The following is a 17471-nucleotide window of genomic DNA, read 5'->3' as shown; positions in this document are numbered from 1 at the left end:
GTGATCGCACTGCAGAAGGCCGGACAGTTCAGGAAGCGCCACTCCCGAAGGGAGCGCCTCGATAACCGAGGGGACATACATACAGATGCGAGCGCAGCCTGCTATGTCTGAGGAGCGCAGGCTCGCAGCGCAACTTGTAGCATACGGGGGCAGCCGGACAGGGTCAATGCGCGAACACGCACACCCGGGGCGAACTTCGCATACCCGGCACAAAACCTGTCGCACGAGGCCACATGGGCCGCCAGGCACTCTGCCGCGACGGGTTGAACGGAAGAGTACGACTAGGGAGCCCATCATCCAAGAGCCTGAACCGTTCGAGCCCGAAGCCACCCGGCGCGACGCCGACGTCACGGAGAGTTCCCGTGCCAATCGTGGCTGGTGGGACCGGAACGCGGACGACTACCAGGTCGAGCACGGCACCTTCCTCGGGGACGACCGTTTCGTATGGGGGCCCGAGGGCCTCGACGAGGTGGAGGCCGAGTTGCTCGGCCCGCCGGAGGACCTGAAGGACAAGGTGATTCTGGAGATCGGCTCGGGCGCGGCGCAGTGCTCGCGCTGGCTCGCCGCGCAGGGCGCGCACCCCGTCGCCCTCGACCTCTCCCACCGGCAGCTCCAGCACGCCCTGCGTATCGACGGCGGCGCGGTGCCGCTGGTGGAGGCGGACGCGGGCGCGCTGCCCTTCGCGGACGGCTCCTTCGACCTCGCCTGCTCGGCGTACGGCGCGCTCCCCTTCGTCGCCGATCCCGTGCGGGTGCTCCGGGACGTGCACCGGGTGCTGCGGCCCGGCGGCCGGTTCGTGTTCTCGGTGACGCATCCGATCCGCTGGGCGTTCCCGGACGAGCCGGGTCCGGAGGGCCTGTCCGTAGCGGCCTCCTACTTCGACCGCACCCCTTACGTGGAGCAGGACGACGAGGGACGCGCCGTATATGTGGAGCACCACAGGACGGTCGGTGACCGGGTGCGTGACATCGTGGCCGGCGGTTTCCGCCTGGTGGACCTCGTCGAGCCGCAGTGGCCCGCGTGGAACACGCAGGAGTGGGGCGGCTGGTCCCCGCTGCGCGGAAACCTGATCCCGGGCACGGCGATCTTCGTCTGCGAGCGAAGCTAGACGGGACTCCCCCGGCCGAAGTCCCCCACCCTCCGGTCGGGGGTGCACCCGGGGAGAGACTGAGCATGTGATCCGTAACGACGCTCTGGACCTGCCTGTACGCAGTGCGCTGCCCGGCCTGCGCGATGCCCTCGACGGGCCCGCGGCGCCGGGCAGCGCCGTTCTCGTGGCGCCACCGGGGACCGGCAAGACGACCTTGGTGCCGCTGGTGCTCGCCGGGCTCGTCGGTGACGGGCCCGCGCGGCGGGTCGTCGTCGCCGAGCCGCGGCGGATCGCGGCGCGGGCCGCGGCACGGCGGATGGCGTGGCTGCTGGGCGAGAAGGCCGGCGAGAGCGTCGGCTACACGGTGCGCGGGGAGCGGGTGATGGGGCGCCACGCGCGCGTGGAGGTCGTCACGACGGGTGTGCTCCTGCAACGGCTCCAGCGAGACCAGGAGCTGGCCGGTGTGGATGTCGTGATGCTCGACGAGGTCCATGAGCGGCATCTGGACGCGGACACCGTAGCGGCGTTTCTGTGCGACGTGCGCGACGCGCTGCGGCCCGAGCTTCGGCTGGTGGCGGCGTCGGCGACGACGGACGCGCAGGGATGGGCGCGGCTCCTCGGCGGGGCGCCCGTGGTCGAGGCCGAGGGAATCTCGTATCCCGTGGAGACGGCGTGGGCGCCGCCCGCGCGTCCGGTGCGGCCTCCGCACGGGATGCGGGTGGACCCGGCGTTGCTCACGCACGTGGCGTCGGTGGTGCGGCGCGCGCTGCGAGAACAGGGCGGGGATGTGCTGTGTTTCCTGCCGGGGGTCGGTGAGATCGCGCGCGTGGCCGGGCAGTTGGGCGGACTGGGTGACGTGGACGTGCTTCAGGTCCACGGGCGGGCGCCTGCCGCGGTGCAGGACGCGGTGCTCTCGGCGGGCGCGCGGCGGCGGGTGGTGCTCGCTACGTCCGTCGCCGAATCGTCGCTGACGGTGCCGGGTGTGCGGGTCGTCGTGGATTCGGGCCTCGCGCGGGAGCCTCGGGTGGACCACGCGCGCGGGCTGAGCGCCCTGACGACCGTACGGGCCTCGCAGGCGGCGGGGCGGCAGCGGGCGGGGCGTGCCGGGCGTGAGGCTCCCGGGGTGGTGTACCGGTGCTGGACGGAGGCGGAGGACGTGCGGCTGGCGCGGTTCCCGGCGCCGGAGATCAAGGTGGCGGACCTGACGGCGTTCGCGTTGCAGGCGGCGTGCTGGGGCGATCCGGACGCCTCGGGCCTCGCGCTCCTGGACGCTCCGCCGGCCGGGGCGATGGCGGCGGCCCGGTCCGTCCTGACGGCGATCGGGGCGGTCGAGCCGGACTCGGGCCGGGCCACGGAGCGCGGCGCCCGCCTCGCGGGACTCGGCCTGCATCCGCGCCTGGCCCGCGCCCTCCTGGACGCGACCCCTGTGGTGGGTGCGCGCCGCGCGGCCGAGGTGGTCGCCCTCCTGAGCGAGGAGCCGCCCCGCGACTACGGCGACGACCTGGCCGCCGCGTGGCGCACCGCGCGCCGGGGCGCCGACGCGTACGCCGCGCGCTGGAAGACGGAGGTGCGGCGGCTCACGGGGGCGGCCGCCGGGCAGACCCCGGCGCGCGAGGACGCTCCCGGAGGCCTGTCCGAGGACCGGGTCGCCGGAATCGTCGCCGCGCTCGCCTTTCCGGAGCGGGTGGGGCGTGGGGGCGACGGCGAGTATCTGATGGTGTCCGGGACGCGGGCCGCGCTCGCGGACGGGTCACGGCTGCGGGGCGCGCCGTGGATCGCCGTCGCGGTCGCCGACCGGCCCGTGGGCGCCGGGCACGCGCGCGTGCGGCTCGCCGCGGTCGTGGACGAGGAGGTCGCGCTGCGGGCCGCCGCTCCGCTGCGCACCGAGGGGGACGAAGTGGCGTGGGCCGACGGGGCGTTGGTGGCGCGGCACGTCGAGCGCCTCGGCGCGGTGGAGCTCGCCGTGCGCCCCTTGAAGGAGGCCGCCCCCGCTCTCGTACGGGAGGCGCTGAAGGAGGGGCTGCGGCGGGAGGGGTTCGGGCTGCTGCGGTGGTCACGGGAGGCCGGGGAGCTGCGGGAGCGGCTCGCGTTCCTGCACCGCACGCTGGGCGCGCCCTGGCCCGACGTGTCGGACGACGCGCTGCACGCGCGCGTGGACGAGTGGCTGGAGCCGGAGCTCGGCAAGGCGCGGCGCCGGTCCGATCTGGGCCGGATCGACGCGGGGCAGGCGCTGCGGCGGCTGCTTCCGTGGGCGAGCGGTGACGCGGCCCGCCTCGACAAGCTCGCCCCGGAGCGGCTGGAGGTGCCGAGCGGGTCCAGGATCCGGATCGACTACGCGAACCCCGAACAGCCCGTGCTGGCCGTGAAGTTGCAGGAGATGTTCGGGCTGCACGAGTCGCCGCGTGTGGCCGGTGTGCCGGTCCTGGTGCATCTGTTGTCACCCGCGGGGCGGCCCGCGGCCGTGACCGCGGATCTCGCCTCCTTCTGGCGCGAGGGCTACCGGGCGGTGCGCGCCGAGCTGCGCGGCCGGTACCCGAAGCATCCGTGGCCCGAGGATCCGGCGGGCGCGATCCCGACGCGGCACACGAGCGCGCGGCTCAGGCGCTGACGGGTTCCGGCTCGTACTCCGGGGCGGCCTCGGGCTCGCCCGGACGGCGGCTGCGGGCCTCGAGCCACAGGGAGAGCGCGAGCAGGAGCAGGCCGAGGATCAGGAAGCCCCACGGCAGGGTCGAGGTGAGCAGGACGACCAGGACGCGGTTGGCCTTGACGAGGTCGACCGTCGACCTGATGTAGTCCTCGCGCATCTTCACGTGCCCGGCGAAGACCGTCACCTTGTCTCGGCCGCCCAGGAGCGTGCCGCCGCGGAGTTCGTTGTGCTGGATCTCCTCGCCGTAGACGGGAGCTCCGGTGACCGGTTCGACCCAGAACTTGCGGACCGTGGTGTACCAGCGGGTGGTGCCGGTCTTGGCGACGGACTCCGGTGTGATGCCCTTGACCGGCATCGTCTTGGGGAGGGGGACCTTCATCCACGGGATGGTCTGTTCGAAGTAGTAGACCTTCAGACCGCGGAACGTCTGGGTTCCCTTGTAGTGGATGGGCCGGGTGACGCGGGCCTGGGCGTCGTAGTACTCGTAGTCCCGCTTCTCGGTGAGGAAGGGCCACTTGAACTCGATGCCGTCGCGCCTGACCTTGTCGCCGTCGACGGTCTCGGCGTACTTGCCCGTGGGGTGGACGGGTGCCTGGCTGTGGGCGTCGAAGACGTAGCGCTCGGGGACCTGGGAGACCATCTTGCCGTCGGGTCCGACGATGTAGGAGAGGGAGTCCCAGACGACGACGTCGCGGCCCGCGCTCTTCTCGACCTGCTCGGAGGCCTCCACGTTGCCCTTGAGCGTCTGGACGACGGTGACCTTGGGGACCTTCTTCGACTGCATCGAGCCGTAGTCGAGGAGGGTCGGGTTCTTGGCCTCCAGGACGGCGTTCTGGTACTGGCCGGCCGGGATCTTCGCGAGGCGCGGGAACGCGTACCAGCGCATCAGCGGGGACATCGCCGTGCAGAACACGGCGAGGGCGAGCAGGATCAGGCTGGCCTTGCGGCGCATCGCGGCGGCCTCCTCGGCGGGTCAGGGGTGCTTGGGGACGGTGGTCAGCAGCGGTTTGGGCGAGGTCTCGCCGGGCGGTGAGCCGATCGCCGAGATCGTGATGACGAGGGCGAGCGCCACGGCTAGACCGGTCGCGGCGGCGATCAGGGCACGCATGCAGCCTCCCGGCGGATCACCGATCTGGAATCTGATAGGGCGTCAGGGCTGGGGCACCGTAGCAACGCGGGGCCGAGATGAGAACACGTTGCACAACAGCGCCGCCCCCTCGGCCGGTGAACGGCGAGGGGGCGGCGCGGGCGTGCTGATACGGCTTGCGCCGTACGGGAGTTACGTCGCCGAGGGCGAGGCGGACGGGGTTGCCGTGGCGCCGGCCGCGGTGACCTTCAGTTCGATGGTGAGGGTCGCGCCGCCGGTGGTGTCGATGCGGAGCAGGAACGTGCCCGTGGCGTCGTCCGCGTAGATCCTCGGCAGCTGGAGGCGGCCGTCGCCGTCGGTCTTGAGGCCCTTGAGGGTGCGGATCGCCTTGCCGTCCGCGTCCTTGAAGTAGGGGCCCTTGTCGTTCTCGGTCGCGTCGTCCTTGGACTTGATCAGCGTGGCCGTGGTGGCGACCCCGTCGGCGGCGTCACCCTTGTACGTGGCCCTGACCTGGACCGGGTCGGCGAACTGGCCGCCGGCCTCGCAGGTCAGTTCCGTGTCGCCGGTCCTGGTGAGGGCGTCGGCCTGGCGCGCGGAGACGGTCGCCGTGTAGTCGAGGCCGGGCAGCTTCCGGTCGACGACAGTGGCGCGGACGGTGAACTCGCCGGTGTCCTCGCCCGCCCGCAGCGGCGGTGCGGTGGCCTTGCCGGTGCTGTCGGTGACGACGGTGACGCTCTTGAACCCGCCGCTGAAGGCCAGGTCCGTGTCGCCGACGACGGTGAGCTTCACCTTGACCGTACCGACGCCCTTGCCCGCGGCGTTCTCCGTGCGGACGGCGACCGGTTCGGCGAAGGCGTCACCGGCGGTCGCGTTGAGCGTGCCCGTACCGGCGTCCTCGATGTGCGCGACCGTCTCGGCGGGCGTGGGCGGTGTGGGGCTCGTGGAGCCTCCGCCGCCCGGCTTCGACGGGTCTGTGCCCGGGGAGCCGCCGGGCTTGGACGGCTTGGGCGGCTTGGAGGCGCCCGGGGACGGGCTGGTCGTGCCCGGGCTGCTCGGCGAGGGGCTGGGACTGCCGTCGCTGCGGCCGCCGGGCTGGACACCGGTGCCGTCCGGGACCTCGTGGGTGCCCTTGCGGTAGTACTCGAGCCACGTCAGGACCGTGTTGAGGTACTCCTGCGAGTGGTTGTAGCTCAGGATCGCCGCGTGCAGGCCGCCGCTCTGGGACAGGTCGCGGTCGCCGCGGCACAGGTAGTGGCCGGCGGCGAGGGCGGCGTCGTAGATGTTGTTGGGGTCCTTCTTGCCGTCGCCGTTGCCGTCGCGGCCGGACCACTCCCAGGTCGACGGGATGAACTGCATGGGGCCGACGGCCCGGTCGTGCGTCGTGTCGCCGTCGTAGGCGCCGTTGTCCGTGTCGGTGATCCTCGCGAAGCCGTTGCCGTTGAGGACCGGGCCGAGGATCGGCTTGAGCGTCGTGCCGTTCGCGTCGACGTTGCCGCCGCGGGCCTGGCCCGACTCGACCTTGCCGATCGCGGCGAGGAGCTGCCAGGGGAGGTTGCAGCCCGGCTTGGTCGCGGCGAGCTCCGCCTCGGCCTTCTTGTACGCGTCGAGGACGGTGGCGGGGATACCGGCCTCGTGCGCGCCGGCACCCGTCCCGCTCGGGCTGCCGGGACCCGTACTGGGCGGCGCGGTGGGGCTGTTGAGGGGCGGCAGATCGGTGTAGTACGGGGAGTTGCCGGTCGCCGAGTCACCGGGCGAGGGCGTCGCGTCGGCGGTGGACTGTCTGCCGTTATGCGTGTCGGTGAGGCCGGGCGCCTGGGACGCGGAGAGTGCCGCCACGGCGGCAGCCGCCACAGCGGTCGTCATCGCGGACCTGCGCAACCGCTTTCCGAATAGCGCCGCCATACCGTGAGCCCCTCCGATTGCCGACCGTTTACGGGTCAGTCCGCGCTCCCCGGCGTGGAGTGACCCAGGCGACACTACGACAACTTCCGGCGCCCAGGCACCCGTTCGTGCCCGATTTTTGCCGGTTGGCCATGTACGCGTTACCGCGGTCGCCACGGGCCATACTGAGCGGCACCGCGTACGCACCGCATCAGGAACCCTCCGAGGGGGACCACTTGCCGTTCACGATCAGCCATGCCGCGGCCGTGCTGCCGGCCGTCCGCCGCGACGGCACCGGGCGCGGCGCGCTCGTGCCCTCGCTGCTGGTGGCGGGCTCGTTCGCGCCCGACGTGACGTACTTCGCGGCGAGTGCGGTGCCGGGGGCGATGGAGTTCGGGGACTTCACCCACTCGTTCCCGGGTGTCTTCACGATCGACGTGGCCGTCGCCGCGGTACTGGTCGGCCTGTGGCGCCTGCTGCGGGAACCGGTGATCGCGCTGCTGCCGGGACGGGTGCGGGGGCGGGTCCTCGTGGTGGCGCGGGGTGCGGGCACCGGGCGTCCGGCCGGCGCCTTCGCGTGGGAGCGGCGGCCGATGGCCGCGGTGTGGTGGTGGTACGTGTCCGCCGTCCTGGGCGCGACGACGCACGTGGTGTGGGACGCGTTCACGCATCTCGACCGGTGGGGCATGCGCGTCTTCCCGGTCCTCGGCGAGAAGATCGCCGGCTCCCCTGTCTACTGGTACGCGCAGTACGGGGGTTCGGCGGTCGCGCTCGTCGTGATCGCGCTCTTCGTGGTGTCGGCGGTGCGCCGTGTCCCGTCGGCGGCCGCCGACGACGCCCGCGCCGCGCTGCCTCGTCTCTCCGCGAGTGAGCGGTGGGTGGCGGCTCTAGTGATCGGCGGGTGCGTGGCGGTGGCCGCAGGGGTGCGGACGGTGCGCTGGTGGACGTACTGGGGCGCTGTCGCCAAGCCGTGGGAGATCATCCCGACCCTGTGCTTCGGCGGGGGCGCGGGCCTCGTACTCGGTCTGGTCGTGTACGCGCTTCTCGTGCGGGGGCGTCGAGGTCCGGCCCGTCGCGGGGTGGCGCCGGCGCCGGTGAAACAACAACGGTGACACGACAACGGTGCACGCGGTAAGGGGCGGAGCCCATTGGCTCCGCCCCTTACCTGCAACTACGGCTTACCTGAACAACGGCCCGAACTACGGCCCGCCGCAGGCTAGTGCGCCGCGGACTCCCAGTCCGGACCCACGCCCACCGACACGTCCAGCGGGGCCCGCAGTTGCACGGCCCCTGCCATCTCGCGTCGGACCAGCTCCTCCGCCGCCGCGGCCTCGCCCGGGGCGATCTCCAGGACGATTTCGTCGTGGACCTGGAGCAGCAGCCGGGACTTGAGCTTCGCGTCCTTGAGCGCCTTGTCCACGTTCAGCATGGCGATCTTGACGATGTCGGCGGCCGTGCCCTGGATGGGCGCGTTGAGCGCCATGCGCTCGGCCATCTCACGGCGCTGGCGGTTGTCGCTGTTGAGGTCCGGCAGATACCGGCGGCGGCCGAGCATCGTCTCGGTGTAGCCCGTGGCGCGGGCCTCGTCGACGACGCGGCGCAGATAGTCGCGCACGCCGCCGAACCGCTCGAAGTACGTGTCCATGAGGACCCGCGCCTCGCCCGGCTCGATGTTCAGCTGCCCGGACAGGCCGAACGCGGACAGGCCGTAGGCCAGCCCGTACGACATCGCCTTGATCTTGCGGCGCATCTCCGCGTCGACGGCGGGCCGCTCGACGCCGAAGACCTGCGCGCCGACCGTGGTGTGCAGGTCCTCGCCGGAGGTGAACGCCTCGAGAAGGCCCTCGTCCTCGGAGAGGTGCGCCATGACGCGCAGCTCGATCTGGCTGTAGTCCGCGGTCATGAGCGACTCGAAGCCCTCGCCGACGACGAAGCCGCGGCGGATGGCGCGGCCCTCGTCGGTGCGGACCGGGATGTTCTGCAGGTTCGGGTCGGTCGAGGAGAGCCGGCCCGTCGCGGCGACCGTCTGGTTGAACGTCGTGTGGATGCGGCCGTCCGCGGCGATCGTCTTGATGAGGCCCTCGACGGTGACGCGCAGCTTGGCCTGCTCGCGGTGGCGCAGCATGATCACGGGGAGTTCGTGGTCGGTCTGCGTGGCGAGCCAGGCGAGCGCGTCCGCGTCCGTCGTGTACCCGGTCTTCGTCTTCTTCGTCTTGGGCAGGTCGAGCTCGCCGAAGAAGACTTCCTGGAGCTGCTTGGGCGAGCCGAGGTTGAACTCGTGGCCCACGGAGGCGTGCGCCTCCTTCACGGCCTGCTGGACGGCGCCCGCGAACATCTGCTCCATGGCCTCCAGGTGGGCGCGGTCGGCGGCGATGCCGTGCCGCTCCATGCGCGCGAGGAGCGTGGACGTGGGCAGCTCGACGTCCTTGAGGAGATCGGCCGCGCCGACTTCCCGGAGCTTCCCACCGAAGGCCTCGCCGAGGTCGAGGATCGCGCGGGCGTGCACCATGAGCGCGTCGGCCTCGGCCTGGTCGTCGTCCTCCGTACCGAAGGCGAGCTGTCCGTCGGCCGCCGCCGGGGCGAGCTCACGGCCCAGGTACTCCAGGGTCAGCGCGTCGAGCGCGAAGGAGCGGCGGCCGGGCTTGACCAGGTACGCGGCGAGCGCCGTGTCCATGGTGACGCCGTCCACGGTCCAGCCGTGCTCGGCCAAGACCCGCATGACGTTCTTCGCGTTGTGCAGGACCTTGGGCTTCCCGGGGTCGGCGAGCCATGCCGCGAACGCGTTCTCGTCGGCCTCGTCGAGCTGGGTGGGATCGAACCAGGCGGCGGCTCCCCCGGCGCCGGCGAGCGCCACCTCGGTGACGGATCCCGCACCGAGCGCCCAGGTGTCGACCGTGGCGAGGCCCAGGGCGGCGTCGCCGTGCTCGGCGAGCCACGGGGCCACCTCGCCCGCGCCGAGCACCGAGCCGTCGACGTCGACGCCGGGCTCGGCGGGCGTCTGCTCGGCCTCCTCGGCGCCCGGGTCGACGGCGAGGAGCCGCTCGCGCAGCGACGGGTTACGGATCTCCAGGGTGTCCAGGACCATCGCGACGGCCGTGCGGTCGTACGCGGCGCGCTCCAGGTCTTCGACCGTCTTGGGGAGCTCGACGTCGCGCACCATCTCGGTGAGCCGGCGGTTCAGCTTGACGGCTTCGATGTGGTCACGGAAATTCTGCCCGGCCTTGCCCTTGACCTCTTCGGCGCGCTCCACGAGCTCGGCGAACGAACCGAACTGGTTGATCCACTTCGCGGCGGTCTTCTCGCCGACGCCGGGGATGCCCGGCAGATTGTCCGACGGGTCGCCGCGCAGGGCCGCGAAGTCGGGGTACTGGGCCGGCGTGAGCCCGTACTTCTCCTCGACCTTCTTCGGCGTGAACCGCGTCAGCTCGGAGACGCCCTTCGTCGGGTAGAGCACCGTGACGTGGTCGCTGACGAGCTGGAAGGAGTCCCGGTCGCCGGTGACGACCAGGACGTCGAACCCGGCGGCCTCGGCCTGGGTGGCGAGCGTGGCGATGATGTCGTCCGCCTCGAACCCGTCGACCGCGAAGCGCGGGGTGTGCATCGCGTCGAGGAGCTCACCGATCAGCTCGACCTGCCCCTTGAACTCGTCCGGGGTCTTCGAACGATTCGCCTTGTACTCCGTGAACTCCTCCGAGCGCCACGTCTTGCGCGAGACGTCGAACGCCACCGCGAAGTGCGTGGGCGCCTCGTCGCGCAGCGTGTTCGCCAGCATCGAGGCGAAGCCGTAGATCGCGTTCGTCGGCTGTCCGGTCGCGGTCGTGAAGTTCTCCGCGGGCAGCGCGAAGAACGCGCGGTACGCCAGCGAATGCCCGTCCATGAGCATCAGCCGCGGCCGGCTGCCTGAGGTCTTCTTCTCGGTCTTCTTCGCTGCTGTCTCTGCCACGCCCCCGATCCTGCCACGCCCCACTGACAGTCCGGTCCGTCGCGGGCCTCCGGCGAGGGCTGTCAGGCGTGCGTGCGAGGATCGGCGACGTACCTCACACGTGTGCTCGAAGGGGAACAGACGATGGCAACGAAGCCGCCCACGGGAGATCCGGTCCAGGACGCGCCGCAGGTGGACGCGCCGCTGCGCGCCGCCGCCGGACTGCCCGCCGTCGCCCATTCCCTCAAGATCGCCCAGCAGCAGATGGGCGTGCGCCGCACCGCGCTCACCCTTCTCCGCGTCAATCAGAAAGACGGCTTCGACTGCCCGGGCTGCGCCTGGCCCGAGCCCGACCACCGGCACAAGGCGGAGTTCTGCGAGAACGGCGCGAAGGCGGTCGCCGAGGAGGCCACCCTGCGCCGGGTCACGCCCGACTTCTTCGCCGCGCACCCGGTCGCCGACCTCGCGACCCGCTCCGGGTACTGGCTGGGCCAGCAGGGACGCCTCACGCACCCCATGTATCTGGCGGACGGCGCCGAGCGCTACGAGCCGGTGTCCTGGGAGCGCGCCTTCGACATCATCGCCGAGGAGCTGACCGCCCTGGCCTCCCCCGACGAGGCCGTGTTCTACACCTCGGGCCGCACGAGCAACGAGGCGGCGTTCCTCTACCAGCTGTTCGCCCGCGAGTTCGGCACGAACAACCTGCCCGACTGTTCGAACATGTGCCATGAGTCGTCCGGTTCCGCGCTCACGGAGACCATCGGAATCGGCAAGGGCAGCGTCTCCCTGGAGGACCTCTACAAGTCCGACCTGATCATCGTGGCCGGGCAGAACCCGGGCACGAACCACCCGCGCATGCTCTCGGCCCTGGAGAAGGCGAAGGCGAACGGCGCGAGGATCATCACGATCAACCCGCTGCCCGAGGCCGGACTCGAACGCTTCAAGAATCCGCAGACCCCGCAGGGCATGTTCAAGGGCGCCACCCTGACCGACCTGTTCCTCCAGATCCGCCTCGGCGGGGACCAGGCCCTCTTCCGCCTCCTGAACAAGCTGATCCTGGAGACGGAGGGCGCCGTCGACGACGCCTTCATAGAGGAGCACACGCACGGCTACGAGGAGTTCACCGAGGCCGCCCGCGCCGCCGACTGGCACGCGACGCTGACGGCGACGGGCCTGGAGCGCGCCGAGATCGAGGAAGCCCTCGCCCTGGTGCTCGCCTCCGAGCGCACCGTCGTGTGCTGGGCGATGGGTCTCACCCAGCACAAGCACTCGGTGCCCACGATCCGTGAGGTCGTCAACTTCCTGCTCCTGCGCGGGAACATCGGCCGCCCCGGCGCGGGCGTGTGCCCGGTGCGCGGCCACTCCAACGTGCAGGGCGACCGCACCATGGGAGTCTTCGAACGCCCCGCGCCCGCCTTCCTGGACGCCCTGGAGAAGGAGTTCGGCTTCACACCGCCCCGCGAGCACGGCTTCGACGTCGTACGGGCCATCGAGGCACTGCGCGACGGCGAGGCGAAGGTGTTCTTCGCGATGGGCGGCAACTTCGTGGCGGCCTCCCCCGACACCCACGTCACCGAGGCCGCGATGCGCCGCGCCGCCCTGACGGTGCACGTGTCGACGAAGCTCAACCGCTCCCACGCGGTCACCGGCGCGCGCGCCCTGATCCTGCCGACTCTCGGCCGCACCGAGCGGGACCTCCAGGTCGGCCCGAACGGGAAGAGCACAGAGCAGTTCGTGACGGTCGAGGACTCCATGAGCATGGTCCACGCCTCACGCGGTCGCCTCGCGCCCGCGAGCAAGCACCTCCTGTCGGAGCCGGCGATCGTGGCCCGCCTCGCGCGCCGCGTCCTGGGCGAGGCCTCACGCACGCCCTGGGAGGAGTTCGAGCAGGACTACTCGACGGTCCGCGACCGCATCGCGACAGTCATCCCGGGTTTCGAGGACTTCAACGCGCGCGTGACTGATTCTGCTGGTCGCCCTGGCGGCTTCACCCTGCCGCACGGCCCGCGCGACGAGCGGCGCTTCCCCACCACCACCGGCAAGGCGAACTTCACGGCCGCGCCCGTCGAGTACCCGAAGCTCCCCGAGGGCCGGCTGCTGCTGCAGACCCTGCGCTCGCACGACCAGTACAACACCACGATCTACGGCCTCGACGACCGCTACCGCGGCATCAGGAACGGCCGCCGGGTCGTCCTCGTGAGCCCTCACGACGCCCAGGACCTGGGCCTCGCGGACGGCTCCTACGTCGACCTGGTCAGCGAGTGGACGGACGGTGTGGAGCGCCGCGCCCCCGGCTTCCGCGTCGTCCACTACCCGACGGCCCGGGGCTGCGCGGCCGCGTACTACCCGGAGACCAACGTCCTGATCCCGCTGGACGCCACCGCTGACACCAGCAACACCCCCACCAGCAAGTCCGTCGTCGTCCGCCTGGAACAATCGGCGACCGACTGAGCGTTTGCTCAGGCAGCCGACCAGGTCGAACAGCACCCACGGCACGAAAACCGACAGACGACGAACGGAGCCGGGCACCATGGGCGAGCACAGCAGCGTGAAGTTCCCGCAAGAGATCATCGACGAGTACGCGGCGCTCGGCGTCGACCTGCCCGCCCTGTTCTCCGCAGGGGACCTCGGAACCCGCATGGGCGTCCAGATCAAGGAAGCGTCCCCCGAGCGCGTCGTCGGCACCATGCCCGTCGAGGGCAACACCCAGCCCTACGGCCTCCTGCACGGCGGCGCCTCCGCGGTCCTCGCCGAGACCCTCGGCTCCGTCGGCTCGATGCTTCACGGCGGCAGCTCCAAGATCGCCGTCGGCGTCGACCTGAACTGCACGCACCACCGCGGCGCCCGCTCCGGCCTCGTCACCGGCGTCGCCACCCCCGTACACCGCGGCCGCTCCACGGCCACGTACGAGATCGTGATCACCGACGAGCAGGACCGGCGGGTCTGCTCGGCCCGCCTGACCTGCCTCCTCAAGGACATGCCCAAGAGCTGAGGCCCCTCTCGTCCGCCGCAGGGCTCGCCCGTCACCGGGCCGGCCCACGACAGGCCGATCCGCTACAGGGCTCGTCCGTGACATGATTGGTCCGGTCCTGACCGGGCCGGTCCGTCACAGGGCGCCACAACGGTCACGAGGCTTCACGCCGCTGTTCCCGGCGCGGACGGGCCACCGCCGCCGCGCCGGGCAGCGCAGGCGTCACCCACGGGACGAAAGCGGAGCAGCTCGGCACACGGCCGCCGCCGACGCGAGTTCGGCCCAGGCCCGACAAGCCTCACCACCCCACCGGACGCCACAGCGCGGACGTTCACCAAGACACGGCCCCCAATCAACTGCCCGATGAAGAACAACAGTTGATCCTCTCGCCGCCCACACTGGCGGACCCTCACCCTCCGCACTGGCGTGGAGCATGACCGGCATCGGCCCCGTCGAACGCGGTCCCCTTCGGCGACGGCGCCCCGCACACCCCCACCCACACCCCCGCCCACGCCCACGCCGACATCCCATGGGGCAGCTCCCCCAACTCTCTACACCCTTAGGAGCGTTGGGCCGCGCTTCCGTCACGCCTGCGCCGCACCCTCAAGCCCTACGTGTCGCCGCGGCCGTCGCGGGCGCCTACGCGTACACCGCCCTCACCACCACCCCGGCGAGGCCCGCCCCCACCCTCCGGCCCTCTCAGGCCACCTTCCGGCACTACGAGGGAAGCGGCCTGCCGGTCCCGCAGCACCCGCACACCGCCACCTTCCGCTTCACCATCTCCGTACGCGACCTCCACTCTGTGACCACCCGTCAAGTTCGAGCCGGACTACCGGGATTGAGTGCGCACGTCATCCCCGCGCTGCCACTGACAGTGAAGGGCGGCATCCCGAAACCCCCCACTGTGCGCATCTCCGTACACAAGTGCGCCGCCCTGCCGCCCGGCTTCACCCTGCCGCCCCTCGACCTCGGCCTCCGGAACCGTCAGGCACAGCAGCAGCGCAGCCACCGCTTCCGCGGCGCCCACCCCCGCACCCCCGCCGCCTGCCCGCACGACGCCTGCGGACCACGCAGAGGGCACTCCGGACCGCCCCGCGGACCTCGAACCGATCTCACACGGAAGTAACACTCGGTTACCTCTGCCGCAACAGAGCAATGCGGAGCGCGAGCCACCGCCCCCCGAAGGGCCCGGCATCCGCCTCCCCGGCGGCACACTCCCGCCCGTAAGGACCAAGATCACCCCAAGTTCCTTAGCGGAACAGCATGTTCTTCACATGTGAACATCTGCAGCCCACACCCAAAAGTCCCAATCGCCCCCACTGCACCCGCCGACGAGCACCGCGTCATAACAAGAGCGTCACATCCTTCCCTCCTCAGCTCCCCACCCCACCCACCTGCGCTTATAGTCACGGCCAGTCACCGCGCCGCCGGGCGCGTCTGCTGCACGGCCCTGTACCACCCCAGTACGGCCCGGCGAGACACACGGCCCCAACCACGGGAGCCGCGCCAGGGAGAGGATTGATCGTGCGACACCGTTCCTTGCTCATCATGACCAGCGTGCTCACCACCGGAGCACTCACGCTCACCGCCTGCGGATCGCGCGACGACAACAAGGGCAGCGACAGCAGCAAGAAGGCCACCGTCATCATCGGCGTCGACGCCCCACTGACCGGCCAGAACTCGGCCACCGGTCTCGGCATCCAGGGCGGCGTGCAGATCGCCGTGAACGACGCCAACAAGAACAACACCGTTCCCGGTGTGACCTTCAAGGTCCAGGCGCTCGACGACAAGGCGATCCCGGCCCAGGGCCAGTCCAACGCCACCCAGCTCGTCCAGAACGACAAGGTCCTCGGCGTCGTCGGCCCGCTGAACTCCGGTGTCGCCACCCAGATGCAGCAGGTCTTCGCCACCGCCAACCTGGTCGAGGTCTCCCCGTCCAACACGGCCCCCGAGCTCACCCAGGGCAAGAACTGGCAGACCTCCAAGTCCCGCCCGTTCAAGACCTACTTCCGCACCGCCACCACCGACGCCCTGCAGGGCGGCTTCGCGGCCGACTACGCCTACAACACGCTGAAGAAGCGCAAGGTGTTCGTGGTCGACGACAAGCAGACCTACGGCGCCGGCCTCGCCAAGCTCTTCAAGGCCGGCTTCACCAAGGCCGGCGGCAAGGTCACGGGCCAGGACCACGTCAACACCGGCGACACGGACTTCTCCGCCCTCGTCACCAAGATCAAGAACTCCAAGGCCGACCTCGTCTACTACGGCGGCCAGTACGACGAGTCCGAGAAGCTCACCAAGCAGCTCAAGGACGGCGGAGCCAAGGTCCCGCTGTTCGGCGGTGACGGCATGTTCAGCGACACCTACATCCAGACCGCCGGCAAGACCTCCGAAGGCGACCTCGCCACCTCGGTCGGCCAGCCCGTCGACTCCCTGCCCTCCGCCGCCGACTTCATCAAGAAGTACAAGGCCTCGGGCCTCAAGGGCGACTACGGCACGTACGGCGGCTACTCCTACGACGCCGCCACCGCCATCATCAAGGCGATCGGCAACGTCGTGAAGGACGGCAAGGTCCCCTCCGACGCCCGCTCCAAGATCGTCGGCGAGGTCCAGAAGACCAAGTTCGACGGCATCGCCGGACCCGTCTCCTTCGACGAGTACGGCGACACCACCAACAAGCAGCTCACCGTCTACCAGGTCGTCGACGGCAAGTGGAAGGCCGTCAAGAGCGGCACGTTCAACGGCTGATCCGAACCACCCCGGGCCACCAGGCGGTTCGGTCACCGAGGGCCGCGGCCCGACCGAACCGCCGACCCGGTCGAAACCACCGGGACAGGCCCTCAGCACCACCTCAGGGCCGCGCGGCCATGACCACCCGTCACCGCGCGGCCCGCTTCATACGCCCTGCTCAACCTCTCCCCACCACATGGAGGCCATGCGGTGAACACCCTGCCGCAGCAGCTGGCCAACGGGCTGTTCCTCGGCTCGATGTACGGGCTGATCGCCATCGGCTACACGATGGTGTACGGCATCGTCCAGCTCATCAACTTCGCCCATGGCGAGATCTTCATGACCGGCGGCTTCGGCGCACTCACGGTCTACCTCTACGTTCTGCCCAACGGCACATCCATGTGGATAGCCCTCCCCGCGATGCTGATAGGCGGCGGAATCGTCTCCGTCCTCATCGCAGTCGGGGCCGAACGCTTCGCCTACCGACCACTGCGCGGAGCACCACGCCTCGCCCCGCTCATCACCGCCATCGGTCTGTCGCTCGCCCTCCAGCAGGTCGTCTTCAACTGGTACCCGAACGCCAAGAACGACCTCAAGTTCCCCCAACTGCCCTTCGGACCCGTCCACATCGGCTCCGTCAGCATCCAGAGCGGCAGCGTCTTCGTCATCATCGCCGCCCCCCTCTGCATGGCGGCCCTCGCCCTGTTCGTCAGCCTCTCCCGCACCGGCCGCGCCATGCAGGCCACCGCGCAGGACCCTGACACCGCGCAGCTCATGGGCATCGACACCAACCGCATCATCGTCATCGCCTTCGCCATCGGCGGCTTCTTCGCCGCCGTCGCGGCCGTCTCCTACGGACTGCGCTACGGCACCGTCAAGTACGACATGGGCTTCCAGATGGGCCTCAAGGCCTTCACCGCGGCCGTCCTCGGCGGCATCGGCAACATCTACGGCGCCATGATCGGCGGCCTCGTCCTCGGCCTCGCCGAGACCATGGCCACCAGCTACATCGACGGCATCCCCGGCATGCAGCAGCTCGGTGGCGGCGGCTGGTCCGCAGTCTGGGCCTTCGTACTCCTCATCCTCGTACTGCTGTTCAGGCCACAAGGCCTCATCGGCGAACGCGTCGCGGACAGGGCGTGAGCA

Annotated in this window: 12 protein-coding genes; 8 read left to right on the top strand and 4 right to left on the bottom strand. The window is 70.9% G+C overall.

Features of this window, described 5'->3' with window-relative positions; all coding sequences use genetic code 11:
* Positions 1 to 85 precede the first annotated feature (85 nt).
* Together OG758_RS34710 and hrpB are read left to right on the top strand one after the other, a co-directional pair.
* Entirely contained in the window at positions 86 to 1108 is a 1023-nt protein-coding gene (locus tag OG758_RS34710; RefSeq protein WP_382060474.1) for a class I SAM-dependent methyltransferase, read from the top strand.
* 67 nt (positions 1109 to 1175) lie between these two features.
* Complete coding sequence (hrpB, locus tag OG758_RS34705; RefSeq protein ID WP_326713526.1) at positions 1176 to 3698, top strand: ATP-dependent helicase HrpB; 2523 nt, start codon at positions 1176 to 1178, stop codon at positions 3696 to 3698.
* Here the strand turns inward: hrpB and OG758_RS34700 are convergent.
* From OG758_RS34700 to OG758_RS34690, 3 genes are all read right to left on the bottom strand, one after another.
* Positions 3688 to 4689 carry a DUF3068 domain-containing protein gene (locus OG758_RS34700; RefSeq protein WP_326713525.1) on the bottom strand — a complete coding sequence of 334 codons (1002 nt, stop codon included), beginning with the start codon at positions 4687 to 4689 and terminating at the stop codon, positions 3688 to 3690. The two genes, hrpB and OG758_RS34700, sit on opposite strands and share 11 nt — an antisense overlap.
* A 21-nt stretch (positions 4690 to 4710) precedes the next feature.
* Complete coding sequence (locus OG758_RS34695; RefSeq protein WP_107489191.1) at positions 4711 to 4845, bottom strand: SPW_0924 family protein; 135 nt, start codon at positions 4843 to 4845, stop codon at positions 4711 to 4713.
* A 171-nt stretch (positions 4846 to 5016) separates the two neighbouring features.
* Positions 5017 to 6726 carry a lytic transglycosylase domain-containing protein gene (locus OG758_RS34690; protein WP_326713524.1) on the bottom strand — a complete coding sequence of 570 codons (1710 nt, stop codon included), beginning with the start codon at positions 6724 to 6726 and terminating at the stop codon, positions 5017 to 5019.
* 215 nt (positions 6727 to 6941) lie between these two features.
* On the opposite strand from OG758_RS34690, the gene OG758_RS34685 reads away from it, so the two are divergent.
* Complete coding sequence (locus OG758_RS34685) at positions 6942 to 7817, top strand: DUF4184 family protein (RefSeq protein ID WP_326713523.1); 876 nt, start codon at positions 6942 to 6944, stop codon at positions 7815 to 7817.
* Positions 7818 to 7921: 104 nt separating this feature from the next.
* Here OG758_RS34685 and polA read toward each other — a convergent pair whose 3' ends face one another.
* Positions 7922 to 10648, bottom strand: a complete 2727-nt coding sequence (polA, locus tag OG758_RS34680; protein WP_326713522.1) for a DNA polymerase I — start codon at positions 10646 to 10648, stop codon at positions 7922 to 7924.
* 123 nt (positions 10649 to 10771) lie between these two features.
* Between polA and OG758_RS34675 the strand changes: the two genes are divergently transcribed.
* The 5 genes from OG758_RS34675 (at position 10772) to OG758_RS34655 (ending at position 17468) form a co-directional block, all read left to right on the top strand.
* Complete coding sequence (locus OG758_RS34675) at positions 10772 to 13078, top strand: FdhF/YdeP family oxidoreductase (RefSeq protein ID WP_326713521.1); 2307 nt, start codon at positions 10772 to 10774, stop codon at positions 13076 to 13078.
* Between the two features lie 79 nt (positions 13079 to 13157).
* Positions 13158 to 13619 (top strand): PaaI family thioesterase, encoded by a 462-nt coding sequence (locus OG758_RS34670; RefSeq protein ID WP_266669429.1) that lies wholly within the window; start codon positions 13158 to 13160, stop codon positions 13617 to 13619.
* 547 nt (positions 13620 to 14166) lie between these two features.
* Complete coding sequence (locus OG758_RS34665; protein WP_326713520.1) at positions 14167 to 14724, top strand: hypothetical protein; 558 nt, start codon at positions 14167 to 14169, stop codon at positions 14722 to 14724.
* Between the two features lie 422 nt (positions 14725 to 15146).
* Entirely contained in the window at positions 15147 to 16343 is a 1197-nt protein-coding gene (locus tag OG758_RS34660; RefSeq protein WP_326713519.1) for a branched-chain amino acid ABC transporter substrate-binding protein, read from the top strand.
* Positions 16344 to 16535: 192 nt separating this feature from the next.
* Positions 16536 to 17468 (top strand): branched-chain amino acid ABC transporter permease, encoded by a 933-nt coding sequence (locus tag OG758_RS34655; protein ID WP_326713518.1) that lies wholly within the window; start codon positions 16536 to 16538, stop codon positions 17466 to 17468.
* The last annotated feature ends 3 nt before the right edge of the window (positions 17469 to 17471 follow it).

This window comes from Streptomyces sp. NBC_01474 (genome assembly GCF_035918215.1).
Classification (GTDB): Bacteria; Actinomycetota; Actinomycetes; order Streptomycetales; family Streptomycetaceae; genus Streptomyces; species Streptomyces aureus.
The sequence above is the reverse complement of the archived record's forward strand: the minus strand, read 5'-3'. Positions and strand labels throughout refer to the sequence as shown.

Bases quoted from the DNA above. Each gene is read 5' to 3' on its own strand.
- OG758_RS34660 (WP_326713519.1), top strand. From the start codon at position 15,147: ATGACCAGCGTGCTCACCACCGGAGCACTCACGCTCACCGCCTGCGGA.
- OG758_RS34695 (WP_107489191.1), bottom strand. From the start codon at position 4,845: ATGCGTGCCCTGATCGCCGCCGCGACCGGTCTAGCCGTGGCGCTCGCC.
- OG758_RS34675 (WP_326713521.1), top strand. From the start codon at position 10,772: ATGGCAACGAAGCCGCCCACGGGAGATCCGGTCCAGGACGCGCCGCAG.
- OG758_RS34710 (WP_382060474.1), top strand. From the start codon at position 86: ATGCGAGCGCAGCCTGCTATGTCTGAGGAGCGCAGGCTCGCAGCGCAA.
- OG758_RS34670 (WP_266669429.1), top strand. From the start codon at position 13,158: ATGGGCGAGCACAGCAGCGTGAAGTTCCCGCAAGAGATCATCGACGAG.
- OG758_RS34690 (WP_326713524.1), bottom strand. From the start codon at position 6,726: ATGGCGGCGCTATTCGGAAAGCGGTTGCGCAGGTCCGCGATGACGACC.
- OG758_RS34700 (WP_326713525.1), bottom strand. From the start codon at position 4,689: ATGCGCCGCAAGGCCAGCCTGATCCTGCTCGCCCTCGCCGTGTTCTGC.